The 26,071-nt window shown below is 39.3% G+C and carries 25 protein-coding genes, 1 tRNA gene, 1 rRNA gene and 1 pseudogene; 23 read left to right on the plus strand and 5 right to left on the minus strand.

Annotation, left to right across the window (positions count from 1 at the left end):
• Positions 1-549: 549 nt before the first annotated feature.
• Positions 550-726: pseudogene (locus tag MF646_RS16955) on the plus strand (UTRA domain-containing protein); the annotation flags it as partial.
• A 49-nt stretch (positions 727-775) separates the two neighbouring features.
• Here MF646_RS16955 and MF646_RS16960 read toward each other — a convergent pair.
• Both MF646_RS16960 and mgtE read right to left on the minus strand, forming a co-directional pair.
• Positions 776-1,375 (minus strand): DedA family protein, encoded by a 600-nt coding sequence (locus MF646_RS16960; protein WP_250097702.1) that lies wholly within the window; start codon positions 1,373-1,375, stop codon positions 776-778.
• A gap of 150 nt (positions 1,376-1,525) precedes the next feature.
• On the minus strand, positions 1,526-2,887 hold the full coding sequence (gene mgtE, locus MF646_RS16965; RefSeq protein ID WP_250097703.1) for a magnesium transporter: 1,362 nt from the start codon (positions 2,885-2,887) through the stop codon (positions 1,526-1,528).
• Positions 2,888-3,315: 428 nt separating this feature from the next.
• On the opposite strand from mgtE, the gene MF646_RS16970 reads away from it, so the two are divergent.
• The 13 genes from MF646_RS16970 (at position 3,316) to MF646_RS17030 (ending at position 13,776) form a co-directional block, all read left to right on the plus strand.
• Positions 3,316-3,729 (plus strand): fluoride efflux transporter FluC, encoded by a 414-nt coding sequence (locus MF646_RS16970; RefSeq protein WP_250097704.1) that lies wholly within the window; start codon positions 3,316-3,318, stop codon positions 3,727-3,729.
• A complete protein-coding gene (gene crcB, locus MF646_RS16975; RefSeq protein ID WP_250097705.1) occupies positions 3,726-4,109 on the plus strand; it encodes a fluoride efflux transporter CrcB in 384 nt (127 codons plus the stop codon). The genes MF646_RS16970 and crcB overlap by 4 nt, the downstream gene beginning before the upstream one ends.
• A 16-nt stretch (positions 4,110-4,125) precedes the next feature.
• Positions 4,126-5,268 carry a trans-sulfuration enzyme family protein gene (locus MF646_RS16980; RefSeq protein ID WP_250097706.1) on the plus strand — a complete coding sequence of 381 codons (1,143 nt, stop codon included), beginning with the start codon at positions 4,126-4,128 and terminating at the stop codon, positions 5,266-5,268.
• A 135-nt stretch (positions 5,269-5,403) separates the two neighbouring features.
• Positions 5,404-5,519, plus strand: a 5S ribosomal RNA gene (gene rrf, locus MF646_RS16985).
• A gap of 335 nt (positions 5,520-5,854) precedes the next feature.
• Positions 5,855-5,928: transfer RNA gene (locus MF646_RS16990), tRNA-Met, on the plus strand.
• A gap of 268 nt (positions 5,929-6,196) precedes the next feature.
• The gene (thiL, locus tag MF646_RS16995; protein ID WP_250097707.1) at positions 6,197-7,189 is read left to right on the plus strand and encodes a thiamine-phosphate kinase; all 993 of its coding nucleotides are present in this window, start codon (positions 6,197-6,199) and stop codon (positions 7,187-7,189) included.
• 5 nt (positions 7,190-7,194) lie between these two features.
• Complete coding sequence (tsaE, locus tag MF646_RS17000; RefSeq protein WP_250097708.1) at positions 7,195-7,653, plus strand: tRNA (adenosine(37)-N6)-threonylcarbamoyltransferase complex ATPase subunit type 1 TsaE; 459 nt, start codon at positions 7,195-7,197, stop codon at positions 7,651-7,653.
• A complete protein-coding gene (gene tsaB / locus MF646_RS17005) occupies positions 7,646-8,365 on the plus strand; it encodes a tRNA (adenosine(37)-N6)-threonylcarbamoyltransferase complex dimerization subunit type 1 TsaB (RefSeq protein ID WP_250097709.1) in 720 nt (239 codons plus the stop codon). Before tsaE ends, tsaB begins: the two co-directional genes overlap by 8 nt.
• Entirely contained in the window at positions 8,358-8,822 is a 465-nt protein-coding gene (gene rimI / locus MF646_RS17010) for a ribosomal protein S18-alanine N-acetyltransferase (RefSeq protein WP_250097710.1), read from the plus strand. The genes tsaB and rimI overlap by 8 nt, the downstream gene beginning before the upstream one ends.
• Positions 8,815-9,831, plus strand: coding sequence for a tRNA (adenosine(37)-N6)-threonylcarbamoyltransferase complex transferase subunit TsaD (tsaD, locus tag MF646_RS17015; RefSeq protein ID WP_250097772.1), 1,017 nt, complete (start codon positions 8,815-8,817; stop codon positions 9,829-9,831). The genes rimI and tsaD overlap by 8 nt, the downstream gene beginning before the upstream one ends.
• A 369-nt stretch (positions 9,832-10,200) precedes the next feature.
• Entirely contained in the window at positions 10,201-12,387 is a 2,187-nt protein-coding gene (locus MF646_RS17020) for a photosystem II reaction center protein PsbN (RefSeq protein WP_250097711.1), read from the plus strand.
• Positions 12,341-12,739: a hypothetical protein gene (locus MF646_RS17025; RefSeq protein WP_250097712.1), complete on the plus strand. Its 399-nt coding sequence runs from the start codon at positions 12,341-12,343 to the stop codon at positions 12,737-12,739. The genes MF646_RS17020 and MF646_RS17025 overlap by 47 nt, the downstream gene beginning before the upstream one ends.
• A 134-nt stretch (positions 12,740-12,873) precedes the next feature.
• Positions 12,874-13,776, plus strand: coding sequence for a ComEC/Rec2 family competence protein (locus MF646_RS17030; RefSeq protein WP_250097713.1), 903 nt, complete (start codon positions 12,874-12,876; stop codon positions 13,774-13,776).
• A gap of 415 nt (positions 13,777-14,191) precedes the next feature.
• Here the strand turns inward: MF646_RS17030 and MF646_RS17035 are convergent, their stop codons facing one another.
• Positions 14,192-16,126 (minus strand): ABC transporter ATP-binding protein, encoded by a 1,935-nt coding sequence (locus tag MF646_RS17035; RefSeq protein WP_250097714.1) that lies wholly within the window; start codon positions 16,124-16,126, stop codon positions 14,192-14,194.
• Between the two features lie 749 nt (positions 16,127-16,875).
• On the opposite strand from MF646_RS17035, the gene MF646_RS17040 reads away from it, so the two are divergent.
• From MF646_RS17040 to MF646_RS17070, 7 genes are all read left to right on the plus strand, one after another.
• Positions 16,876-17,511 carry a redox-sensing transcriptional repressor Rex gene (locus tag MF646_RS17040; RefSeq protein WP_250097715.1) on the plus strand — a complete coding sequence of 212 codons (636 nt, stop codon included), beginning with the start codon at positions 16,876-16,878 and terminating at the stop codon, positions 17,509-17,511.
• Positions 17,512-17,602: 91 nt separating this feature from the next.
• Complete coding sequence (locus MF646_RS17045) at positions 17,603-17,785, plus strand: twin-arginine translocase TatA/TatE family subunit (RefSeq protein WP_250097716.1); 183 nt, start codon at positions 17,603-17,605, stop codon at positions 17,783-17,785.
• Positions 17,786-17,802: 17 nt separating this feature from the next.
• On the plus strand, positions 17,803-18,561 hold the full coding sequence (gene tatC, locus MF646_RS17050) for a twin-arginine translocase subunit TatC (protein ID WP_250097717.1): 759 nt from the start codon (positions 17,803-17,805) through the stop codon (positions 18,559-18,561).
• A 248-nt stretch (positions 18,562-18,809) separates the two neighbouring features.
• Complete coding sequence (locus tag MF646_RS17055) at positions 18,810-19,340, plus strand: DoxX family protein (protein ID WP_250097718.1); 531 nt, start codon at positions 18,810-18,812, stop codon at positions 19,338-19,340.
• Between the two features lie 54 nt (positions 19,341-19,394).
• A complete protein-coding gene (locus tag MF646_RS17060) occupies positions 19,395-19,925 on the plus strand; it encodes a DoxX family protein (RefSeq protein WP_250097719.1) in 531 nt (176 codons plus the stop codon).
• Between the two features lie 53 nt (positions 19,926-19,978).
• On the plus strand, positions 19,979-20,509 hold the full coding sequence (locus MF646_RS17065; RefSeq protein ID WP_250097720.1) for a DoxX family protein: 531 nt from the start codon (positions 19,979-19,981) through the stop codon (positions 20,507-20,509).
• Between the two features lie 174 nt (positions 20,510-20,683).
• Positions 20,684-22,093 (plus strand): MDR family MFS transporter, encoded by a 1,410-nt coding sequence (locus MF646_RS17070; RefSeq protein ID WP_250097721.1) that lies wholly within the window; start codon positions 20,684-20,686, stop codon positions 22,091-22,093.
• A gap of 404 nt (positions 22,094-22,497) precedes the next feature.
• Here MF646_RS17070 and MF646_RS17075 read toward each other — a convergent pair whose 3' ends face one another.
• Positions 22,498-22,716, minus strand: a complete 219-nt coding sequence (locus tag MF646_RS17075; protein ID WP_250097722.1) for a YdiK family protein — start codon at positions 22,714-22,716, stop codon at positions 22,498-22,500.
• Positions 22,713-23,438: a CPBP family intramembrane glutamic endopeptidase gene (locus MF646_RS17080; protein ID WP_250097723.1), complete on the minus strand. Its 726-nt coding sequence runs from the start codon at positions 23,436-23,438 to the stop codon at positions 22,713-22,715. Before MF646_RS17080 ends, MF646_RS17075 begins: the two co-directional genes overlap by 4 nt.
• Before the next feature lie 402 nt (positions 23,439-23,840).
• Here MF646_RS17080 and groES point away from each other — a divergent pair, with 402 nt between their 5' ends.
• Positions 23,841-24,125, plus strand: a complete 285-nt coding sequence (groES, locus tag MF646_RS17085) for a co-chaperone GroES (protein ID WP_250097724.1) — start codon at positions 23,841-23,843, stop codon at positions 24,123-24,125.
• A gap of 56 nt (positions 24,126-24,181) precedes the next feature.
• A complete protein-coding gene (groL, locus tag MF646_RS17090) occupies positions 24,182-25,822 on the plus strand; it encodes a chaperonin GroEL (protein WP_250097725.1) in 1,641 nt (546 codons plus the stop codon).
• The last annotated feature ends 249 nt before the right edge of the window (positions 25,823-26,071 follow it).

The following is a 26,071-nucleotide window of genomic DNA, read 5'->3' on the forward strand; positions in this document are numbered from 1 at the left end:
GCTTCTTTTTTTCGTAAACTTCACAGAGTGCTTCTAAGAATAGTATCGTGCCTTCCTTGTAGAAGAAAAGAAGTGAGTCCGAGCTGTTTCTCTTCGTAACACAACGTGAGAAACGTCGAAGAAAGAACACCATGCCTAATCACCCCCGTAGAAGTGAAAGGGCGAGCCAGGACGTTGCCAAGCAGAGGGTGTGCTCCAACTAAGAGATGATTGATTGTTATTGTCTAGAAAAAAGAGGACACATAAACAAAAATAACACTCCGACAGAAAATTAAAGAGAACCGACAGTAAATGAACTACTTTGGACAGTAAATCCTCCACTTTCCTACAGTATATTGTTCAAGTCCGACAGAAACAGATTATACGAAACTTTATACTACGTGTTACAGAATAAAGTCTAGAAATTACCCACATAAATGAACAATCTACATAAAAATACCTCTTTTTGAAGCGTACCAATCACAAAAATTCTCTATTTTGCATAAAAATTGCTTGCCTACTACATATAGATAAACTGTCGTTGATCATCCGTGCGATATGTACCTTCAAGTGGATAAGCTAAGTGAAGAAGAAGCGGGGTATTTAGGATTGAAAGTTGGATCACCTAAACTATGCGTGGAAACGATTTTTCATTTAACCAATGGCCAACCATTTGACTTTTCAAAAGTCACGTATAACTATGAACAATCACAATTCTTTGTCCAAGCCAATAGTAACTTTCTATAAGATTGCAGGCCTGCATATTTAAGAAAACCTAACCATCTGAATTATGTGGTTAGGTTTTCTTTGCTTTGAGTTTAAAAAAGAAGACGATTGACATGACAGCTATGAAAGCTGAAAGAGCAAAATAAATAACAAACTTGTATGTTTCAAAGGATTGTTTAACAAAGTACCATCTAATCCCAAGTTCATAGCCAGATAAAACAAATAGAGTAACCCAAAATAAGGCACCTACATAAGAGTAGAGCATAAAGGTTTTAAGTTTCAATCGAGAGATACCAGCTAGATATCCTGTAATATGTCTTATGCCTGGTATGAAATAACCAATTAATAAGAGCCAAGCTCCATGTTTTGCGAACAATTGTTGAGCTTTACTTATTCTAGTATGAGATAAATGGAGTTTAGGCCCATATTTCAAAAGGAATGGAAGACCTAATTTAGCTCCGAGTATATAGCTGATTGTAATTCCAATTACCGATCCTAGATAAGAACTTATTATTGCAGTGATTAAATCAACCCTACCAAGATAGGCATAATATCCAATAGTAATGAGCAATACTTCGTCAGGCAAAGGAAGCCCAACAATCCCACCTACGAGTGCAATAAAAATTCCAAAATAACCATATTCAAAAATTAAGTGCTTTAATACTTCCATAGTATCTTCCTATTCTAAAAGAGGCTAATCCCATTATATCGAATTTTCAAACAGGAAACGAGTTGAGATCTTTTGGAAGATAAAAAGAGTAACCACCACATATAGTTGTAAGTTACTCTAATCAAATGTTCTATTAATAAATTCAATAGTTTACAAGTAATGAAGCAGGCTTGTTGCAATTGTAAAGTAAATTAACAACCCTAATATATCGTTTACAGTTGTAATGAAAGGACCGGAGGCAAAAGCAGGGTCTATTTTTAATTTATGGATGATAAGAGGAACCGTTGCCCCAACAATTGTTGCAACACTTAACGAACAAAAGATGGACATACCAACAATAACAGCTACCATATAACTACCATAAAAAATCGGAATGATCAGTAATAACGTCATTGCACAAATGAATCCAATCATCATACCGGTGCTGAACTCTTTTAAGAGAATTCGGAAGAGACCTTTCTTCTCAAGTGTCCCCAGTGCAAGACCGCGTACAACAACTGCTAGTGATTGTGTACCAGCGTTTCCTGCTGATCCCATTAATAAGGGGATAAAGGCAGCGAGTAAAATGATTTGATTCAGTGTTTCTTCAAATTGTTCTATTACTCCAGCAGTAAGAAGCCCAAAAAACATAAGGAGGACAATCCAAGGAGAACGTAATTTTGCGGATTGAAATGCTGAAACGTTTATATCAGTTGCCCCTCTGGCTGCTGTAAATTCACCTAAGTCTTCAGTAGCTTCGTCCTCTAAAACATCAATAACATCATCAACGGTAACAATCCCTAGTAGGGTTCCGTCTGAACTAACAACGGGGGCAGCTAAGAAGTTATATTTTTTAATCATTTTGGCGACTTCTTCTTGATTGGTGTCAGAATCAACGGAGACAACCCGAGAACTCATTAAGTTTTGAACTAACTCATTTGATTGTGCTGTAAGCAAGTCTCTCAAAGAGACAACACCTACTAGTTGATCCTGTTCATTGACGACATATAAATAATAGATGGTTTCGGCATTAGGCGCTTCTTCTCGTAATTGCTCTATCACTTGTTGTGCACTATGTGAGGAAGCAAGTGAAATGAATTCTTTTGTCATAATGGCACCAGCAGTTTTAGGCGGATAGGCCATTAACTCTTTTACATCATTAGCATCCTCTAAATCCATGGCTTTTAAGAGAGCGTGCGCCGCGCTTTCATCTAGTTGAGAGAGTAAGTCAGCTGCATCATCTGTGTACAGATGGTTTATCATTTCTGACGTGTAATGTTGATCAAGTTCAAGGATTAACTCTTTTTGTTCTTGCAGTTCAAGAGCTTGGAAGATATCGGCCATTTCCTCTGGGTTGATCATTTCATAAAGATTTTGCCGTTGTTCCTTTACCAGTTTCGCATAAATTTCAGCTTGGTCAGTTGGATGTAACTGCAGGAATTCTTCACGGAATTGAAGGTTCGCGTTTTTCTTAAGTAATTCTATTAAGTGATTAGTGTAGTCGTCGATTGTTTCATTGTTAAGTCTAGCCATGTTATGACCTCCTTCTAAGATGTGTCACCACAGGCAGAAAGGTGCATGTGGATGTTTAAATAAATGTTTATTTAAAGTTTGACTAAGGGGTTCTGGATCAGCATTCATCTTTGAACATGCACCTCCTTAACAAAATAAAATAGGCACCTTAATGAGAGTGAGGTGCCTTTTAACAAAACAAAAATATTCGTTCCAGTTGGAAGTACTCTGCAATCTGCAGCATAAAAATTAGTCCCAATATTCGAACTATGGAGTTTTTAACATCCTCCTTACAGAATATGCAAGACTTGGTCAATCGTTCGTAAGAGAATACTAGGCATATAACAATTATTACATGGTGGTGGTTATTACAAATAGTCTGGTCCTTGCTACCAACGCTAGAGTAAGATAAAATCAAACTATTCGTACGAATTAAGGAGAATCCATTCTTGAAACATCATTTTTGGAAAAATATAGGGGCGATTGCAATTGGTTCAGCTATTGGGACAAGCCTTCGCTATTATTTAAATCTCTATACATTAGCAACAGGTTATCCAATAGGTACAATCATTGAGAACTTAGGTGGGAGCTTGCTTCTAGGTTTTTTGACTGGATGGTTTATTATCAAGGTCCCGCGTGAATGGCTTAAGGCAGGACTTGGTGTTGGTTTATGTGGTGGGTTTACTACTATGTCTACTCTTGCTAGTGATAGTGTCTATTTGTTTTTAGAACATACTTGGTGGCTTAGTGTCGTGTATATCTTATTATCCATTTTTGGAGGAATAGTGTGTGCACTAGCTGGATATATAGTGGGACAAAAAGCAGGAAAACGACAAGCTTCGCGGGAGGTGGAGCAAGGGTGAACCTACTACTGGTCAGTGTTGGAGGAGCGATAGGTGCAATACTTCGCTATTTACTGGGGCTCGTCATAATGAACAGATTTCCTACACCGCCGTTTCCGGTCGCAATGTTAATTGTCAATGTACTTGGATCACTCGGATTAGGGCTTTTCTACGGTAGCTATTACGGTGCAATTCCACTTGGAGCCTATGAAGAACCAGCTTTCTTGCTTATAGCTATTGGTTTTTTTGGGGCATTTACAACATTTTCGACTTTTAGTACAGAAACGGTACAACTTTATCAACAGAAAGCGTGGAAACCACTTATAGCTTACATAAGCTTGACTATTGTAGGGTCAATCACAATGTTTGTATTTGGTTTTTCAATCACGAAGTTAACATAGATTAGGGGATGGGAAGATGAGAGAAACAAATTTTAATACAAAGACTGTACATTTTCAAACAAAAGAACCAGCAAGAAATGCAAGTAAAGCAAAGCCGATATATCAAACATCAGCGTTTGTTTTTACTGATTTAGATGATATGGAAAGTTTCTATGAAGGGGAAAAAGAATACCTATACTCTAGATATAGCAATCCAAATACAGATGATCTAGGAAAGGGTATCGCCTCACTTGAGGAGACTGATGATGGAATTGCCACATCATCAGGAATGTCAGCAATATTAGCAGGAGTATTAGCCGTTGCAAATCCAGGAGATCATGTTTTGGCATCTGATGATTTATATGGAGGAACGTATCAGATGTTTGCACAGGAGCTGCCTAACTTTGGCATTGATGTTAGTTTTGTTTCCTTTCAAGATTTGAACGTAGTAGAAGCAGCTTTCACAGATAAAACGGTTTTGATTTATACGGAATCTATAACAAACCCCCTACTGCGAGTTGAAAGGCTTGAGGAAGTCATTGCTCTAGCGAAACAAAAAGGTGTTAAGACGATGATTGATAATACGTTTGCTACACCTTATTTGTTGCAGCCTGCCACACTTGGTGCTGATCTTGTTGTCCATAGTGCGACAAAGTATATCGGAGGACATAGTGATGTAACCGCAGGGGTTCTTGTTGGGGAGCAATCGCTTATTGATAAGGCAAAGGGAAAAGTGATTACTCTTGGGTGCAACTTGAGTCCATTTGAGGCTTGGCTCGCTTGTCGTGGCTTAAAGACATTAAGTTTACGTATGGAAAGACAAAGCCACAATGCGAAAATGCTTGCTGAAGCCTTGGAGACTCACGAGGGAGTGGCTCGTGTCTTTTACCCTGATTATGTTTCTGAAAAAGGAAATGGAGCTATGGTTAGTATTGATTTAGCTGACAATGTAAATGTTGAGGAGTTTTTCCGCTCACTTGGATGGGTAAAAATTGCCCCTACATTAGCGGGCGTTGAAACAACCGTTTCTTATCCACTTCGCACATCTCATCGTACGGTTCCCGACAAACTTAGAAAAGAACTTGGAATCGGTGCGCAATTGGTACGTATTTCAGTAGGGATTGAAGACGAGAAGGATATTATCGACGCTTTTGTTCAAGCGATCGACACAGCGAAGTAATGAGGAAGGGGTGTCTCATAAAGGTCCCAAACAGCCTTTTGAGACATCCCTCTTGTTGTGTTGAGAAAAAAAGTAAAAGAAGCTTGCTTTCAGTTTGATAACGTGTTATTATAGAACTTGTGTCAGAGAAAGTAGTCTGGTGGCGATAGCGAAGAGGTCACACCCGTTCCCATGCCGAACACGGTCGTTAAGCTCTTCAGCGCCGATGGTAGTTGGGGGCTTCCCCCTGTGAGAGTAGGACGTTGCCAGGCAAATTTCTTTGTATAAAATATGTCAGTATTGACTATACTAATTAGTGTAGAGGACATCAGTTTACTTTATAACGACGCGGGGTGGAGCATGCAGCGAAACATCGTCGAATAATCTGCGACATGTCTTGACGCATACACTACGAAGCGAAACTAGAAGAGGAAAAGATAACTTCTTTGAATAGCATCATCAGTTACTTTATAACGACGCGGGGTGGAGCATGCAGCGAAACATCGTCGAGTAATCTGCGACATGTCTTGACGCATACACTACGAAGCGAAGCTAGAAGAGGAAAAGATGACTTCTTTGAATAGCATCATCAGTTACTTTATAACGACGCGGGGTGGAGCAGTCTGGTAGCTCGTCGGGCTCATAACCCGAAGGTCGGCGGTTCAAATCCGTCCCCCGCAATACCAAGAAGAAGCCGAAACGAATATGTTTCGGCTTTTTCTATGCAGAAAACGTTTCGTAAACGGATAAAGCTTTATCCCAAATCGTTTTTGTTTGGTTAAGTTAGTTTTCTTTTAGAGTTTACATAACAATAGTTTTTCTAACTCTGTATCTAATTACTTGGGCATTTTGGTTAAAATCGGATAAACTAAAAGAGATACTCCTTAGGTATGTAGAAATCCTAAGGTTTTTTGCAGATTTATGATTTTGGTCGAGAGGGTCGGTTACAATGGAAGATGAGTTCGTGTTTATTACAAAAATATCTCCAGAAGAGACTTATCAAAAAGGGCTTGTTCGTGGAATAGGGGACGATGCAGCTGTTTATTCTAGTTCGGATCAAATGGAACAAGTCGTTTGTGTAGATACAATGGTTGAAGGAGTACACTTTCGCCGTGATACACTTAGTCCCTATCAAATAGGGAAAAAAGGGTTAGCGATCAATGTTAGTGATCTTGCTGCAATGGGGGCAATTCCTACCTATTATCTTGTGTCAATCGCTGTGCCGCCATCATGGACGGAAGAGGAGTTAACTCAATTATATAAAGGGATGAATGAGTTAGCAGAAACACATCGAATGGATTTAATTGGTGGAGATACGGTATCTACAAATGATGTTCTTGTTTTAACGGTGACGGCAATTGGGTTAGTGGAACGCGGGAAAGCTAGATATCGTGATCAGGCTAAGGCGGGGGACCTTATTTTTCTAACGGGGTATGCTGGTACGTCAGCAGCCGGGCTAGATTTATTGTTTCAAAAAGGATTACATGGTCCTTTTTCTATAGAGGAGCAAGAACTTGTAAAAGCTCACCAGGAGCCGCTTCCTCATGTAATAGAAGGGAGGATCCTTTCAACGGCAAACAAGCGCATTTCCTTAAATGATGTGAGTGATGGTGTCGCTAGTGAAGCGAATGAGTTAGCAGAAGCAAGCCGGGCGAAATTTATAATTAAATCAGACAAGCTTCCGATTCACAAAGCAATGCACTCATATCCCAAGGAGAAGCAGTTAAAGTATGCGTTATTTGGCGGAGAAGATTTTGTATTGATTGGGACGGTTCCAAAAGAGGATGCAAAAGACTTAGAAGAGGAATTTCACCAAATAGGTCTAATGTTCGAGATCGTTGGGTTTGTGGAAGAGGGAGAACCTGGTGTATTTTTACTAGAAGAAAATAAAATGAAAAAGGTAGAAAAGAACGGATATAATCATTTCAAAAAGCGCGGGTGAAGGTAGTGGAAGAGTGGAAGCTTAAAACAGAGTCGCCAGAAGAGACGATGCAACTAGCGGAGAAGTTAGCGGAAATTGTGCAGCCTGGTGATGTGATTACGCTTGAAGGAGATCTTGGTGCAGGGAAGACAAGTTTTACGAAGGGATTTGCAAAAGGGCTAGGTGTCAAACGTGTTGTAAATAGTCCAACTTTTACAATTATCAAAGAATATAAGGGGCGAATCCCGCTATATCATATGGATGTGTATCGAATGGAAGATGAGATGGAGGATTTGGGGTTAGAGGAATACTTTTATGGTGAAGGTGTTTCTGTAATTGAATGGCCTAGCATGATTCCAAATCAGTTACCAGAGGACTGCCTTGCGATTTCTTTATTCCATTTAGGGGAAACAAGTAGGGAGATTACGGTGCAAACGTCTGGGGTCCGTTCTTTGGAGTTATTAAAGGAGTTGCGTTATGAGTAAAACATTAGCGATTGATACATCATCATTTGTCATGGGGATAGCTGTTACAGAGGGTGATCGAACATTAGGTGAAGTAACAACAAATATTAAAAAAAATCATTCGATTAGGCTCATGCCAGCTATTGATCAATTAATGAGTGAAGTTGATGTCAAACCGAATGAATTAGAGAAAATTGTGGTAGCTAATGGACCGGGGTCCTATACTGGGGTTCGAATTGGCGTCACAACAGCCAAGACGCTTGCTTGGTCATTAAATATACCGATTATTGGAGTATCAAGTATTGCTGTGCTAGCACAAGCTGGCCGTTTTTTTCAAGGTGTTATTTCTCCAATTATGGATGCAAGACGTGGACAAGTCTATACGGGCCATTATGAGACAAAGGGAATCGACGTATTAGAAGTAACGAATGACCGTTTAATAATGTTAGAAGATTGGCTTGTTTACTTACAAGAATTAAGAAAACCTGTATTATTTGTTGGACAAGATGTTTCGATGCATGAAGTGATGATTCGTGAAAAACTAGGGGATCATGCTCACTTTGCTACCGGATCGATGGCTTTGCCGAGGCCTGCAGAATTAGCGAGATTAGGTGGGGCACTAACGGCAGATATTGATTCAGTACACTCGTTTGTACCAAATTATTTACAACTAGCAGAAGCGGAAGCCAATTGGCAAAAGGCTCAGAAAGAAAAGGGCATGAAAAATGATTGAGCAGGAAAAAGAGACGATTCGTTTTATGACAATTGAAGATTTAGAAGTAGTAATGGAAGTCGAGCGTGATGCTTTTACTACGCCATGGGATCCGACAATTTTTCTAAACGAACTAACATCGAATCAATTTGCACAATACCTTGTTTATGAAATGGAAGGTGAGATCATAGGATATTGTGGATTATGGGTAGTGATGGACGAGGCTCAAGTGACGAATATAGCCATTCACTCGAAAAGTCGAGGACAAGGGCATGGGGAAAGGTTATTACAATATGTCCTCTCTTTTTTGAGGCAAATGGGTGTTTCGAAACTTTCATTAGAGGTACGCGTGACAAATACAATTGCGCAAAAGCTTTACCGGAAAATGGGGTTTGTTGAAGGTGGCATAAGGAAAAATTATTATGCTGATAATTTAGAAGATGCTTTAGTGATGTGGGTGAATCTAGATGATGAGTGAAAAGGAAATGATATTAGCAATCGAGACAAGCTGTGATGAAACGTCAGCTGCAGTCATTGAGAATGGAACGAAGATTTTAAGTAATGTCGTATCTTCTCAAATTGAAAGTCATAAAAGGTTTGGTGGGGTTGTTCCTGAAGTGGCATCCAGGCATCATGTGGAACAAATTACGATCATTATTGAACAGGCAATGGAGGAGGCAAATGTGACATTTGCTGACTTAAGTGCTGTTGCTGTTACAGAAGGGCCTGGACTAGTTGGGGCTTTATTAATCGGTGTCAATGCGGCGAAAGCGATTGCTTTTGCGCACAATATTCCGTTGATTGGTGTGCATCATATTGCTGGACATATTTATGCCAATCAGCTTGTTGAACCGATTACGTTTCCGTTGTTAGCATTGGTTGTTTCAGGTGGTCATACGGAACTTGTCTATATGAAGGAAGATGGTCATTTTGAAATTATTGGCGAGACAAGAGATGACGCAGTAGGAGAGGCGTATGATAAAGTTGCAAGGACGCTTGGTTTACCTTATCCGGGAGGTCCGCATATCGATCGTCTTGCTGCAGAGGGAAGTGAAACGATTGATTTTCCTCGCTCATGGTTAGAGCGAGACTCGTTTGATTTTAGTTTTAGTGGATTGAAATCATCTGTTATTAACACATTGCACAATTTCAAACAACGTGGCGAAGAAGTGAAAATTGAAAACGTAGCAGCTAGTTTTCAAGCAAGTGTTATAGATGTTCTTGTAGGAAAAACAAGTCGGGCAGTTGAAAAATATGAAGTAAGCCAACTGTTATTAGCTGGAGGTGTAGCAGCTAATAAAGGCTTACGCCAAGCATTAGAGAACGAATTTCAAGCAACTAAAGTTGATCTAAGAATTCCACCGTTATCGCTTTGTACGGATAATGCAGCTATGATAGGTGCTGCAGCTAGTGTTAAATGGAAAAATCAGAAGTTTGCTTCCTACGATTTGAATGGAAACCCTGGACTTGACTTAGAACAACAGTAAATATGTTTAAAACCACTTATTGGCGCGAATGCTAACAATAAGTGGTTTTTTAGTTTAGAAAGAGAAAAATTGGTGCTTCGTGTTGAAATTTGGTTAAAACGGTAGTGAAATGGCTAAACTCAAGTTGGTTTTTGTCGTATTTCGTAAAAAGTTGTTAACAAGTTTTATCCACAACATTGTTAACATTGTGGGTAAACACGAAAATGCTAGAAAACACGTGAATAAAATTGTTATTAACTTATTTGTGGATAACTCAGTGGATAATGTGAATAAATAAGCAAACCCCTTAAAAAACGGTAATCTGACTGTTAATAACTATGTGGATATTGTGGATATGTCAGAAAATTAGCCCAAAAAGGTTTGAGAGAGATGTGGAGAAAGCTTATATTACTTTTAATAATACTAATTAGTTTCCAAAGTAATTTGTTGAGTTATGCTGAAACGACAGACAAAAAGGAAAAAATAGCTGTTATTTTAGTTCCTGGACTATCTATGACGGAAGCTCATTGGTTTATCCACAATGAGGGGACGAGCGAGCTCTTTGAAGAAGCTGCTCTTGGCGCTATGAATGTCAGACCGGATGGACCTTATTCATATTTAAATAATATGGTTACAATGGGAGCTGGAGCTAAGGCTGTTGGTGTCCAAGGCTGGAATAGCTATGAAGCAACAGAAGAAGTGAAGGGGTTTCCTGCAAGTGAGTGGGTCCATCAATTGACTGGGATAAGAAGAACAGAAGGCTTGTTGCATCCTGACTTTCATCGTTTAAATAATAAAAATGAACTGGGAACGCACCGAGGCCAAGTGGGGGTTTTTGGAGATATGCTGCGTGAGGAGGCAATTGTTCGCCAAGTGTATGGTCACAGTGACACGTTGGAAGAAAGAATTCGTTACGGTTCCTTACTTGCATTAGATCAAAGTGGCACGGTTAATGGCGATATTACTCAGTCTGTTAAAGAGAAATCGGGATCTCCAAATGGAATGGAGATGGATATTGAATTTCTTATTAACAAACTATCAACAGTTGGGGAAAAACAAAAACGTTTCTTTGTCATCGAGTGGGGCGACTTGTATCGTTTATATGACCAAATGTTCTATATGGAAGAGTCGCACTTTCAAAATGAACAGGAAAGTCAATTGAAGAGGTTACACTCATTTTTGGAACAGGCACGTCAAGAAGTTGATGAACTGTGGGTAATTTCACCAATGATGAACAAACAAGCGTATGATGAAAAGCAGCAGTTGGCGCCGGTTTTTTATTGGGGACAACAAAAGGGAGGATACCTCACATCAAATACAACGAGACAAGAATACTTATTAAGTAGTATTGATATTGTCCCAACACTGCTCGGCTCCTTTCATCTTCCGTCAGAATCCTATTCAGGTAATCAAGTGATGCAATCGAGTGTAGGTGTTATGGATAAAACTCCATTTTTCCAAACAGTTGATGAAATTGTGCTAATTTATAAAAGTAGAGCCAGTGTTCTCTCCATTTATATCACTTGTTTAGTCGTTGCTTTAATTGGCGCTGCTATTTATGGGGCATTTGGGACAAAAAAAAGACGAACGTGGCGCTACATAACGAGGTTAATTCTATTATCAGCATTGTGGTCACCGTTTTGGTTTCTTGCATTGTCAGGTACTGTGAAAACACTTGGAATAAGTGGATTTGTATTAGGTTTAATAGCTAGTTCTTTACTATGTGGATATGTTGTAGAAAAGGGAAGTGAGAAACCAATTTTTTGGATCGGGTTATTTACATTTCTACTTATTAATGTTGATATTATCCTTGGGTTTACGTTAATGCAACGCTCATATTTAGGCTATGATCCAATTATCGGGGCAAGATACTATGGAATCGGCAATGAATTTGCAGGAGTGTATATTATCTCTGCCATAATGGTTATCAGTCCATTAGTAGAATCCATACCAAAAAAACGGTTAGTCGCGTTAATTGTTCCTCTCTTTACTTGTGTTATTGTGATTCTTGGCAAAAATACGCTAGGAACAAATGCTGGCGCAACATTATCAGCTGGAATCGCATTTGCTTTCTTCTTTTATCGTATGATAACGAAAAGATGGTCATGGCGCTTTCTTCTCATTATTTTTGCTCTGTCTTTGAGTGCGTTATTCCTCTTCCTCTATATGCTACAATTAACAGGGGAGCAGACCCATATAGGCATGGCATTTGATCGGTTATTAAATGGAGATATTCGTTATATTACAGATACGATTCAGAGAAAAATGGCTATGAATATGAAAATCTTCCGTCATTCAAACTGGACACAGCTATTTGTTACGAGTTACTTGTTAGGTGCCATCATTCTTTGGCGAAGACGACTGCAGCTTGAAGGACGGGATAAGCAGCTCTTTTTACAAACGGGAGTAGTTGCTTCATTTGCATTGCTATTATTAAATGATTCGGGTGTCGTTGCAGCTGCGACGTCAATGTTCTGTGTCGTGTCAGCCCATTATTACTGGTTGTCTGCAAGCAAGGAGGAGAACAATTTTGCAGTTGGAAAAACGATTAATCCTAGCCAGACAGTTGAGGATTAGTGTTCTCATAGTGATCGCAGTTGCGTTAGCTATGGATTATTTTCCTGGATTAACAGGAGGATTGATAGGAAGAAACTTAGTATTCGTAATACTTGGTTTTTGTTTTGTGGCAGCAGTTGTAGCTGAATTATTGATCCCAAGAAAAGAGCATCGAAAAGTAAATGTTCCTTTGTTTGAACATGATTTATTTTTTATTTTTTACGTCGTTGCTGTGATTGGACTTCTTACCTTATTAGGTGGACAGTCACAAATAGGATTACATTTTACTCATCCCGTTCTTTGGGTTTTTGTTGTGTATGCCCTTATAAAATGGAATCTTGATCGGAAGCAGGCAAGGAAGGAACAAGAGTAGAGTTGTGGGCCTCGTTATTACTTAATCGCAGCACCCAGTCATTTTGACTGGGTGCTTTTTGAAATATTTTAAATAAATGTTTGATTAAATGAGCAAGATGACATTATAAACTATAGGCAGGAGTTGGTAAATGGATGGTTTCTTTCTATCGCAGTTTAGCGATTATTCTCGTGCTAATGTTAGGGGTGGGACTATCTCCAAACTCAATTTTAGCGATTAACAATGATGAGCTACAGATAAGATACTTTGATTTAGAAGCGGACAGAAAGTCAGGCGATGCGATTCTTATAGTAAGTCCAGATGGAAGAACACTGCTTATTGATGCAGGCATTGCTGAAACGGGTATTCAATTGTCAAACGACCTTGGGCAATTGGGAATTGATCATATTGATTATGCAGTGGCCACACATCCTCACCATGACCATATTGGTGGATATTTGACGATATTGGAACAAGTAGAAGTAGGGACTTTACTACTACCTGATCTAACACATTCCACAAAAGCATATTCAGCTTTTAAAAAGCTGATTCTAGCAAAGGATGTTGATTATAAATATGTAAAAGAAGGGGATCGCTTTTATTTAGGAAACGAAGTTGAGATAGAAGTGTTACATCCTTCTCAGGAAATGTTGGAGCAAGTGAAAAGAGAAAAGCTTTCAACATCTGAAATGAATAATTTATCTCTTGTTTTAAAAGTGACCTATAAAAATAACACATTTCTATTTACAAGTGATCTATATAAAAAGTTGGAGAAGGAGTTACTAGAGAAGAAAAAGGATGTATTGCAGGCTGACCTGTTACATGCACCTCACCACGGAGATCGTACATCGTCATCAATAGACTTTATAGACGCTGTTAACCCTAAATATATAATCATTAGTGCCAATATATTGCAAAGTAAAAAGGTGATTAACAGGTATGTGAAAAGAGGAAGTAAAGTACTTGCTACAAGGATAAACGGAGACATTCTTATTCGTTCTGACGGAGATAACATCTCTGTAATAACAGAAAAAGAGAATGGTGATAGATTATTTTAGTATTTTAATTAAAAGGTGAATGAAGGCCTAAACAGGAGAGGGGGAGAGAGGGGAAAGGTCGTCATAAGGTGAATGAAGCCCTAAACAGGAGAGGAAGAGAGGGGAAAGGTCATCATAAGGTGAATGAGTGCCTGAACTGGTAGAGAAGAGAAAGGGAAAGGTCGTCATAAGGTGAATGAGTGCCCGAACTGGTAGAGAAGAGAGGGGAAAGGTCATCATAAGGTGAATGAGTGCCTGAACTGGAAGAGAAGAGAGAAGGAGAAGTTCTTCATAAGGTGAATGAAGCTCAAAACTAGAAAAGAAGAGAGAAGGGGTGTCCTTCATCCTTTTGCTGCATACATATTTTTGGTTATTAAAAAAGAGAGACGACAACCGTGCGGTGTTCGTCTCTCTAAGCACAAAGGGGTCTTATCCTTTATTCCTGAAGATCCTCCCATTCTTCCATGAGGGATTCAATTTTAGTTTTTGCTTCATCAATCTCAGATTGAATCGTTTGCGCTTTTTCGTGATCTGAATAAATAGATGGATCACAAAGGTCTTCTTCTTTCTCGGCTAATGCCGTTTCCAATGAGTCAATTTGCTTTTCAATTTCCTCAATTCTACGTTGGCGCTGACGTTCAGCCTTTTTTGCCTCTTTGTCTTGTTCATACGAACGCTTATCTGCTTGAGTTCCAGCGGTTGTTGGGATTGAACTCGCTGCGTTCTCTTGTTGGCTTAGCAATTCTCGCTGTTCCATCTCATTTTTCTTTTCCACATAATAATCATAATCGCCAAGATAATTCGTAATTTGTCCTTCATCTAGCTCAGCCATTTTAGTTGCAATGCGGTTTAAGAAATATCGGTCATGAGAAACAAATAATAAAGTTCCTGGATAATCGATTAGAGCATTTTCTAAAATTTCTTTTGCATCGAGATCCAAATGGTTTGTTGGCTCATCGAGAATAAGGAGATTTGCCTTTTTCATCATTAATTTTGCCAGAGCCAGTCGCGCTTTTTCTCCACCACTTAACGTAGATACAGGTTTTAATACGTCATCACCACTAAAGAGGAAGTTGCCTAGTACCGTTCTAATTTCTTTTTCTGGTAAGAGGGTATGGTCATCCCACAGCTCGTGTAAAACGAGCTTGTTAGACTTTAAATTAGCTTGTTCTTGGTCATAATAACCGACTGTCACATTACTACCGAAGCGAATAACCCCATCTTTTAATGGAATATCTTTTATGAGTGCTTTTAGAAGTGTTGACTTCCCAGCGCCATTTGGCCCGATGAGTGCCACACTTTCTTCTCGATCAATCGAAAGGTTTAAATTTTGAAAGATCGTTTCATTGCCATACGCAACATGAAGATCGGTTGCACGGATAACCTCTTTTCCGCTTTGACGTTCAATTGTAAAAGAAAAAGAAGCTGATTTCTCTGATCCAGCTGGCTGGTCCAGCAAAGTCATTCGTTCGAGCTGTTTCCTGCGACTTTGTGCTCGCTTCGTTGTCGAAGCTCTAGCAATGTTTCGTTGAATAAAGTCTTCTAACTTAGCGACTTCATCTTGTTGCTTCTCGTATTGTTTTAATTCGAGCTCATAGCGTTTTGCTTTTTCATCAAGATACGCGCTATAATTCCCTGTGAATTTGGTTGATTTCGTTCGAGAGATTTCGACCACTTCGGTCACAATTTTATCTAAAAAGTAGCGATCGTGGGACACGATCAAAATCGCACCCTTATAACCAACTAAATATTGTTCAAGCCAAGTAAGTGTTGCAATATCTAAGTGGTTGGTTGGTTCATCGAGAATAAGAAGATCTGGCTTTGTTAACAATAATTTTGCTAAAGCTAGTCTCGTTTTTTGGCCACCGCTTAGTGTAGATATCTTTGTTTGATAATCAAAGTCGCCGAAATTCATCCCTGCAAGAACACCGCGAATATCAGCTTCATACTGATAACCACCCTTATCTTTATAGGTAATTTGAAGTTGATCATATTCTTTTAAAAGCTTGTTGTAACGAGTTTCGTTCTTGAGCAAGGCGGGATCAGACATTTGCAATTCCATATCCCGTATTTGTTTTTCCATTTTACGTAGAGGAGCAAAGACGGTTAACATCTCTTCCCAAATGGATAACTCTGATTCAAGACCGGTATTTTGAGCAAGGTATCCAAGCTCAGTACCTTTTGGCATCATAATTTGTCCACTATCATAGGAGAGTTGTCCGGCAATTATTTTTAGTAATGTTGATTTACCTGCACCATTTCGTCCAACTAGAGCAACACGCTCCCCAGTTTGGATATCTAATTTAATATTTGATAAAATGGGGTCAATCCCAAAAGACTTACAAACATTATGACATTGTAAAATAATCATGGATTTCATTCCTAACTAATAAAATCTATTCCTAAAAAAATACTTTATAAAAGCGCGACCAAAATGGCAATGGCTCCGCACGCCGTACGCCTTTTGAGAAACCCGCTCAAAAGGCTAAAGAGCCAACGTCGGCTCCGCTCATTGCTAAGAGGTAATACAAAAAGGGAAAACCGTCCTTTTTTATCATTACCAGTACGACCAAAATGGCAATGGCTCCGCACGCCGTACGCCTTTTGAGAAGCCCGCTCAAAAGGCTAAAGAGCCAACGTCGGCTCCGCTCATTGCTAAGAGGTAATACAAAAAGGGAAAAATCGCCCTTTTTTATCATTACCAGTACGACCAAAATGGCAATGGCTCCGCGCGCCGTACGCCTTTTGAGAAACCCGCTCAAAAGGCTAAAGAGCCAACGTCGGCTCCGCTCATTGCTAAGAGGTAATACAAAAAGGGAAAAATCGCCCTTTTTTATCATTACCAGTACGACCAAAATGGCAATGGCTCCGCACGCCGTACGCCTTTTGAGAAACCCGCTCAAAAGGCTAAAGAGCCAACGTCGGCTCCGCTCATTGCTAAGAGGTAATACAAAAAGGGAAAAATCGCCCTTTTTGTATTACCTCTTAAGTGTATCGTAGAATGCATCTTTCAACAACTTCATGAACAGATGTGTGAAACGATTACAAACTCTGTGAAATGGTGTACAATAACGGTAGTCTTGAATTGCCAACTTGACGATGGTAGGAGGGAGGCAATAGATGAAAATTGATCAAACGAAGATACCTCAAGCAACAGCGAAGCGTTTGCCACTTTATTATCGCTTCTTAGAAAACTTGTCTGCCTCAGGCAAGCAACGTGTCTCATCGACTGAATTAAGTGAGGCAGTTAAAGTGGATTCGGCCACGATAAGACGTGACTTTTCTTATTTTGGAGCACTAGGAAAAAAAGGCTATGGGTATAATGTGAATTATTTGCTTTCCTTTTTTCGTAAAACACTAGATCAAGATGAGCAAACGAAAGTCGTTCTTGTTGGTGTCGGGAATTTAGGAACGGCATTTTTACACTACAATTTTTCTAAAAATAATAACACAAGAATTGTAATGGCTTTTGATGTTGATGATCATAAAATTGGTGAGGAAGTAGGCGGTGTAACGGTTCACCATCTAGGTGATCTTGAGAAAGTTATTGATCCTGAAGTAACGGTAGCCATTTTGACTGTGCCACAAGTTGCAGCACAGAAGATTGCAGATCAATTAGTTGCTGCAGGGATACAAGGGATATTAAACTTTACACCAGCTAGACTCGACGTGCCAGAAACTGTACGTGTACACCATATTGATCTTTCGGTTGAGTTACAAGCATTGGTTTACTTTTTAAAGCATTACCCTGTATAAGGGTGGTTTTCCCTTTTTATACAGAATAGAAGCCATTGCCTTCTATTTGAACACACTCTATAATGAAACGTAGGACAAGGAGGTGCTACCTATGGGTGGATTAGGAGCAGGCAGCATTGCATTAATCGCAATCGTTGCGTTACTAATTTTTGGTCCAAAGAAGTTACCAGAGTTAGGAAAAGCTGCTGGGAATACATTACGTGAATTTAAAAACGCAACAAAAGGCTTAGCAGATGAAGATGAGAACAAGAAAAAAGATAACGATAAAGCCTAAGTAGGAAGGGTCTATAAATGGAACAAAGAGACATGTCGGTAATGGACCACATTGTGGAGCTTAGACGAAGAATTATTATAACTTTAGTCTTCTTCATCGTGGCACTAATTGCCGGCTTCTTTTTAGCTACACCGTTAATAACATATTTGCAAAGCACACCTACTGCTCAAGACTTGCCAATGAATGCTTTTAAGATGACGGATCCGATTCGGATATTTATGACATTTGCTTTTGCAAGTGCGCTTATTATCACATTTCCGGTCATCTTGTATCAGCTTTGGGCGTTTGTTAGTCCTGGCTTACATGAGAAAGAACAAAAGGCTACACTGGCCTATATTCCGTTTGCTTTCATATTATTTATAGCTGGTCTTTCATTTTCGTACTTTGTTCTTTTCCCCTTTATCGTTCAATTTATGGGGAGTTTGTCAGAACGATTAGGAATTACAGAGCAGTATGGGATTAATGAATACTTTTCGTTTCTCTTTCAAGTAACTTTGCCATTTGGATTATTATTTCAACTTCCTGTTATTGTGATGTTCTTTACCCGATTAGGGATGTTAACACCGAGTTTACTTGCTCAGGTGAGGAAGTTTGCTTATTTCGTTTTGCTTGTAATAGCTGGTTTTATAACACCACCAGAGATTTTGTCTCATTTGATGGTGACCTTGCCATTATTGCTTCTATATGAATTTAGTATCTGGGTGTCTTATCTGACCTATCGAAAAGTTCAAAGGTTGGAAAGAGAGCGAGAACAAGAAGAAAGCATAAAAGAGTGACTTCCGCTGTGATGAAAGTCACTCTTTTTTATGCTGTTTTGTGAGATATTGAACATAGTTTGACATGTCTTAAAATAGGGTAGCCAAAAAGGTTGTCCTGTCCTATACTATGAATATAGAAAAGGTTGTGAAAACAATCACATACTAAACAAGAGCTATCACAGCCGAATCTAAATAAAGTAGTGAACTACTTCAGTAATATATGTGAAGTATTGAACAAACAAAAGTAAATAAAAGGAGGACTTACAATGATCGGTCAATTTTTCAGAGAAAACAAATATGTCGCGGGAGTATGGTTGTTCTTACGAGTATATCTAGGATGGTCTTGGTTAACAGCAGGATGGGGAAAGGTGACTGGAGACTTTAACGCAGGAGGCTATTTACAAGGATCCGTCGCAAACCCTGTGATGAGCGGGGAAGCGTTAATGTATCCAAACTACGTATCATTTTTAGAGGGTATAGCGATTCCAAACGCCGATCTGTTTAGCTTTATGGTAGCGTGGGGAGAGGTATTAGTAGGACTAGGACTTATATTAGGAGTGTTCACATCAGCAGCAGCGTTTTTCGGAGTAGTGATGAACATGTCATTCTTATTTGCTGGAACGATTTCTTCTAATCCGTGGATGATTTTAATCTCAATGTTTATTTTAGCAGCAGGAGCAAATGCAGGCCGTTACGGTGGAGACAGATGGGTATTGCCTTACTTGAAAAGTGTCGTATTCAAAAATAGAAACAATGAAAAGGGCTTTGGCGGAGCGAACTTAAAAGAAGCCGTTTAACGTTTACAGTAATATGTGAATAAATGAACAAACTAATAATGAGGAGGACTTACAATGATCGGTAAATTTTTAAGAGAAAATAAGTATGTGGCAGGAATATGGTTAGTGTTACGAGTGTATCTAGGATGGTCTTGGTTAACAGCAGGATGGGGCAAGGTGACTGGAGATTTCAACGCAGGAGGCTATTTACAAGGATCCGTCGCAAACCCTGTGATGAGCGGGGAAGCGTTAATGTATCCAAACTACGTATCATTTTTAGAGGGTATAGCGATTCCAAACGCCGATCTGTTTAGCTTTATGGTAGCGTGGGGAGAGGTATTAGTAGGACTAGGACTTATATTAGGAGTGTTCACATCAGCAGCAGCGTTTTTCGGAGTAGTGATGAACATGTCATTCTTATTTGCTGGAACGATTTCTTCTAATCCGTGGATGATTTTAATCTCAATGTTTATTTTAGCAGCAGGAGCAAATGCCGGCCGTTACGGTGGAGATAGATGGGTGTTGCCTTACTTAAAAAGTGTCGTATTCAAAAATAGAAACAATGAAAAAGGTTTTGGTGGAGCGAATTTAAAAGAAGCAGTCTAACGTTTACAGTAATATGTGAAAATATGAACAAACAATAATGAGGAGGACTTACAATGATCGGTAAATTTTTAAGAGAAAATAAGTATGTGGCAGGAATATGGTTAGTGTTACGAGTGTATCTAGGATGGTCTTGGTTAACAGCAGGATGGGGCAAGGTGACTGGAGATTTTAACGCAGGAGGCTATTTACAAGGATCTGTGGCAAACCCAGTGATGAGCGGGGAAGCGTTAATGTATCCAAACTACGTATCATTTTTAGAGGGTATAGCGATTCCAAACGCCGATCTGTTTAGCTTTATGGTAGCGTGGGGAGAGGTATTAGTAGGACTAGGACTAATATTAGGAGTATTCACATCAGCAGCAGCATTTTTCGGAGTAGTGATGAACATGTCATTCTTATTTGCTGGAACGATTTCTTCTAATCCGTGGATGATCTTAATCTCAATGTTTATTTTAGCAGCAGGAGCAAATGCAGGTCGTTACGGTGGAGACAGATGGGTATTGCCATACTTGAAAAGTGTCGTATTCAAAAATAGAAACAATGAAAAGGGCTTTGGTGGAGCGAACTTAAAAGAAGCCATCTAACTGTAAAAAGAGGTAGACTCTAAAGAAAGAAGGGGTTTGCCTCTTATTGCTGTTTTCTAGGGTGAAATTAGTAAGATGGCCAAGGCGATAGGTCAATCTTATAGTGTTCCTGCTTTAACACTTATGTTATGATACAGCTATGATATTTCGAAAAACGAAATGGTGTGACTAACAATGAAAGTGTCAGGAAAGTGGATGGTCGTTGTAGCTGTACTGCTCGGATCTTTTACAATGATTTTAAATAATAGCATGTTAAATCCAGCTGTACCACAACTAATGAATGTGTTTCATGCAGATGCGGTTGCAACTGGATGGGTCATAACGATCTTTATGGTAACAATGGGGATGACCGTGCCAGTTACAGGATATCTCGGTGATCGGTTTGGGAAAAAGAAACTATATATTCTTGGGTTAGCCATTTTTGTTTTAGGCTCTTTACTCGGTTCACTTTCATGGAATCTGAGTTCGTTAATTATGTTCCGAGGGCTTCAAGGCATAGGTGGTGGAATTATGATGCCTCTTTCTATGGCACTTATCTTCGAAGCTTTTCCTCGAAAAGAACGCGGCTTAGCAACAGGGGTATGGGGCATATCTGCCATGATGGCACCTACCATTGGGCCAACATTTGGTGGGTTTTTACTTGAGACATTAGATTGGACTTACTTATTTCTTGTTAATGTTCCCTTTGGACTTATTGGTATCTGGTTTGCGTATCGTTATTTACCAACTACAACTGCTAACAAGCAAATTACATTTGATAAATACGGGTTTATCACCATTACTTTTGGGGTCGGTGCAATTTTGTATGCATTAGGAAGAATGTCTGAACTTGCTCACTTAACAGAGCCAATGAACCTTACGTTAGTGGCGGTTGGGATTGTACTTTTGTATGTATTTGTACAAATTGAAAAGAAAGAGGAGCAACCTCTATTAGATTTAGCATTGTTTCGTGTGCCAGCCTATATGTATAGCATGATTATAGCGAGTGTTTCATCTGTCAGTTTGTTTGCGGGAATATTTTTAATCCCATTGTTAATTCAACAAGTGTATGGTTTTGGTCCAATTATGACAGGTCTTATCTTTTTGCCATCAGCCTTGTTAACCGGAGTGTTTATGAGTGTAGGTGGACGGATTCTTGACCGGAAAGGACCAACTGGAGTCATATCTACAGGCCTTATTGTTGTTGCTATTGGTACGTTTCCGCTCGGATTTATGAGCCTTGAAACATCTTTAGTGGTGGTTTTCTTTTGGATGGCTATTAGAGGGATCGGAATGGGATTAAGCGGTATGCCTTCAACGACAACAGGAATGAATGCCATTCCTAGTCATCTCATTTCCAGAGGGTCTGCGGTAAATAATGTTATTAGGCAAATGAGTTCCGCCCTAGGAATTGTATTTGTTTCCATTTACTATGAAGTGAGAAGAGGACAATTAGCGATTACGCTCGGGTCGTTAGAAGAAGCAAGTCTTCATGCAATTAATGAAGGGTTTATTGCTATTGCCATTCTCACAGCAATTTCAATTCCAGTAGCTTTCTTCCTTGAAAAAGCAGCAAGGCAGGAGGAAAAATTGGCTTCAAGGTAAAAGTTTTAAAGGAGTATTATGCAAAAAGCATAGTGCTCTTTTTTATTGAAAAGGACACTAGAGCACGAATGAAAATACATACTAGCTGCATATAAAACAAGTAGGAATGAAAAACATAGAAGGTGGTAAGTAGTGGACGGCAAACGCAGGATGAAAGTGTGTTTTGTCATAGTGACGAGTATCTTAATATTATCTTTTGTGAGACACGTGTTTCTTTGAAGGGTGTACTAAGGAAGAAATGTCTGGGGGGTGTCGCAAAAGCCAGTAACAGAGGAGGCGCTGGCTCCGTTCGCTGCGAGCCTTCTATGAGAAACCCACGTATAAGGCTTAAAACAAGGAAGCGACTCCGCTCAGTGCTTGGGGGTTATTCCAAAGGTCAAAATCATACCTTTGGAATAACCCCTTTAGTCTTTCTTCTTCTTATTTGTTTTCTGGAGCTGTTTAATCACTTTTCGTAAACGATAAAAGCGATAGGCAATCATAAAATCAATTGCGGCAAAAGAAACAATTAAATAGCTCCAAAAATTCCAACCGGCGGTGTTTACATTTTGAATGGCAAAAAATATTAGTAACACACCTATGGAAAAATAGAGGAGCGCCATTGTAATCGGTGATGCTCTCATAGTAATCCTCCAATGATGAGTGATGTTTGTTGTTCAAGTTGTTCGAGTTGCTCCATCCAATCTTCAATTTGGTCTGCTAACAAAACATTAACAATGGAAACAAAAAGGTTAATTGCAACATGAGCGATAATCGGAACAAGTATACGTTTTGTTTTTACATATAGATAAGCAAAAACTAGTCCCATAGCTGTGTACACGAGTAAATGAGTAAAATCCATATGAACAGCAGCGAAAATTAATGAACTAAGGATCCCTGAAATCCAGAAATTAAATCGTTTGTAAAGAGCTCCAAATATAACTAATCGAAAAACAATTTCCTCTAAGATAGGGCCAATGACTGATATAACAAGAATAAAAGCAGGGAAAGCTTTTGCGAACTCTACAATGGTCTCTGTGTTTTCAGAACCAGGTTCAATCCCAAGAAGGAACATTTCAATTAATGCTGCTGCATACTGAGCAGCAAAAACAAAGAAAACACCAATAATAGACCAACGGATGGCTTCTCCTCTTGAAGAGCGCCCTCTTACTTCATGACGATTACGTATCTCAGGCATAAGCAATAAGACAATTATTATTAACCCTGTCGTAAAGCTAAACATACTCCAAATACCAGGTATACGCTCTAAAGGGATGTCAAGTTCCCTAAGAAGTAAGACGCCAGGTACAGCTGAAAATTGCATTAATGTGTATGTAATTAGAATCCACCAATATCTTTTATTCAATGTGTAATTCCCCTTTGTTAAAAAGTCTCAAAACGCATCTTCATATTTTAACATAAGCTTTACAGAAAAGCTGAAGGAAAGCCCCAAGTATTATCGAATATAATGTGAATAAGAATACTGAATTAGGAAAAGATAATGAAGGTTTGTTTTGAATCCTGCATATAAGCAGTCTTTTATTACGGTATGTAAGTACATAATTGATTATGTGCTTGTCTTGATTCTTGAACAAAATACATATATTAAAGTACCTGAAAGCGCACAGCAATTTTTTAAATTTTTTTTTTGCAAAATGCTTGCAAATATACCCAGTTATGCTTATTATAATAATTGTGTTAGCACTCGGAGGTGATGAGTGCTAATAATAAAAATTTAATTTGTAGATCTTGAAGGAGGGTGTTTTCCTTGTTAAAGCCATTAGGTGATCGTGTTGTAATTGAACTAGTTGAATCAGAGGAAAAAACTGCAAGCGGGATTGTGTTACCAGATTCTGCGAAGGAAAAGCCTCAAGAAGGAAAAGTGGTAGCTGTTGGTACTGGTCGTGTGACTGACAACGGTGAGCGCGTTGCTCTTGAAGTAAGTACAGGAGATTCTATCATCTTTTCAAAATATGCAGGTACTGAAGTGAAATTCGAAGGCAAAGAATATTTAATCTTACGTGAGAGCGATATTCTTGCAATCATTGGCTAATAAAGAAAGAGCTTAGTCTCTACATAAAATAGAAAAAATTCTAGGAGGGTACAAACATGGCTAAAGATATTAAGTTTAGTGAAGACGCTCGTCGTTCAATGCTACGTGGTGTTGATGCACTTGCGAACGCTGTGAAAGTAACACTTGGACCAAAAGGACGTAACGTCGTTCTTGAGAAGAAATTCGGTTCTCCATTAATTACAAATGATGGGGTAACAATCGCGAAAGAAATCGAGCTTGAAGATGCATTCGAAAACATGGGTGCAAAGCTTGTTGCTGAAGTAGCTAGCAAAACAAACGATATTGCAGGGGACGGTACTACAACTGCGACAGTTCTTGCTCAAGCTATGATTCGTGAAGGTCTTAAAAACGTAACATCTGGTGCGAACCCGATGGTCATCCGTAAAGGTATTGAAAAAGCAACTGCTGCTGCAGTTACTGAACTTAAAAACATTTCTAAGCCAATCGAAGGAAAAGCTTCAATTGCACAAGTTGCAGCGATCTCTTCTGCTGATAATGAAGTAGGTGAAATCATCGCTGAAGCAATGGACCGTGTTGGTAACGACGGTGTTATCACAATCGAAGAGTCTAAAGGTTTTTCTACTGAGCTAGAAGTAGTAGAAGGTATGCAATTCGATCGCGGATACGCTTCTCCTTACATGGTAACTGACTCTGATAAGATGGAAGCAGTTCTTGATAACCCTTATGTACTTATCACTGACAAGAAGATCGCTAACATTCAAGAAGTTCTTCCTGTTCTTGAGCAAGTAGTACAACAAGGTAAGCCAATCCTTATCATCGCTGAAGATGTTGAAGGTGAAGCTCTTGCTACACTTGTAGTGAACAAATTACGTGGTACATTCAACGCTGTAGCTGTAAAAGCTCCAGGATTTGGTGACCGTCGTAAAGCAATGCTTGAAGACATTGCAACATTAACAGGTGGTGAAGTGATCACAGAAGACCTAGGTCTTGACCTTAAGTCTGCTAACATCACTCAACTTGGACGCGCTGGAAAAGTTGTTGTTACAAAAGAAAACACAACAATCGTTGAAGGTGCTGGAGACGCAGCTGCAATCGCTGGCCGCGTAAGCCAAATCAAAGCTCAACTTGAAGAAACAACTTCTGAGTTTGACAAAGAAAAGCTACAAGAGCGCCTAGCTAAGCTTGCTGGTGGAGTAGCGGTTCTTAAAGTTGGTGCTGCAACTGAAACAGAATTAAAAGAGCGTAAACTACGCATTGAAGATGCATTAAACTCAACTCGTGCTGCAGTTGAAGAAGGTATCGTAGCTGGTGGTGGTACAGCACTTGTTAACGTTATTAAAGCTGTTCAAGCAGTTCAAGCTGACGGCGACGAAGCTACAGGTGTAAACATCGTTCTACGTGCTCTTGAAGAGCCAGTTCGTCAAATTGCACACAATGCAGGTCTTGAAGGATCTGTTATCGTTGAACGTCTTAAAGGCGAAGAAGTTGGCCAAGGGTTCAACGCTGCAACTGGTGAGTGGGTAAACATGGTTGAAGCGGGTATCGTTGACCCTACAAAAGTTACACGTTCTGCTCTACAACACGCAGCATCAGTATCAGCTATGTTCTTAACAACTGAAGCTGTTATCGCTGATAAGCCAGAAGAAAACGCTGGCGGCGGCATGCCTGACATGGGCGGCATGGGCGGTATGGGTGGAATGGGCGGCATGATGTAATAAGCCGCTTCACCCATTGATATATAAAATTGAGGCTTCTCATTAGTTAAACCAACTTTTGAGGAGCCTCTTTCTATGATACATATGGGCATTGTGGACATAAAAGTAACATGATTAATTGAGCTATAAACTATACTCAAATTTTAAAAGAAGCAAAAACAAGTAGGCTAATTGAGCTTCTTTTGATTTCAAGTTCATTGTAGTCAAGTATAACCTATATATCCTTGAAAGTATAAGCAATACAGATAT

The sequence above is a fragment of the Halalkalibacter alkaliphilus genome, from assembly GCF_023555415.1.
Classification (GTDB): domain Bacteria; phylum Bacillota; class Bacilli; order Bacillales; family Bacillaceae_D; genus Halalkalibacter; species Halalkalibacter alkaliphilus.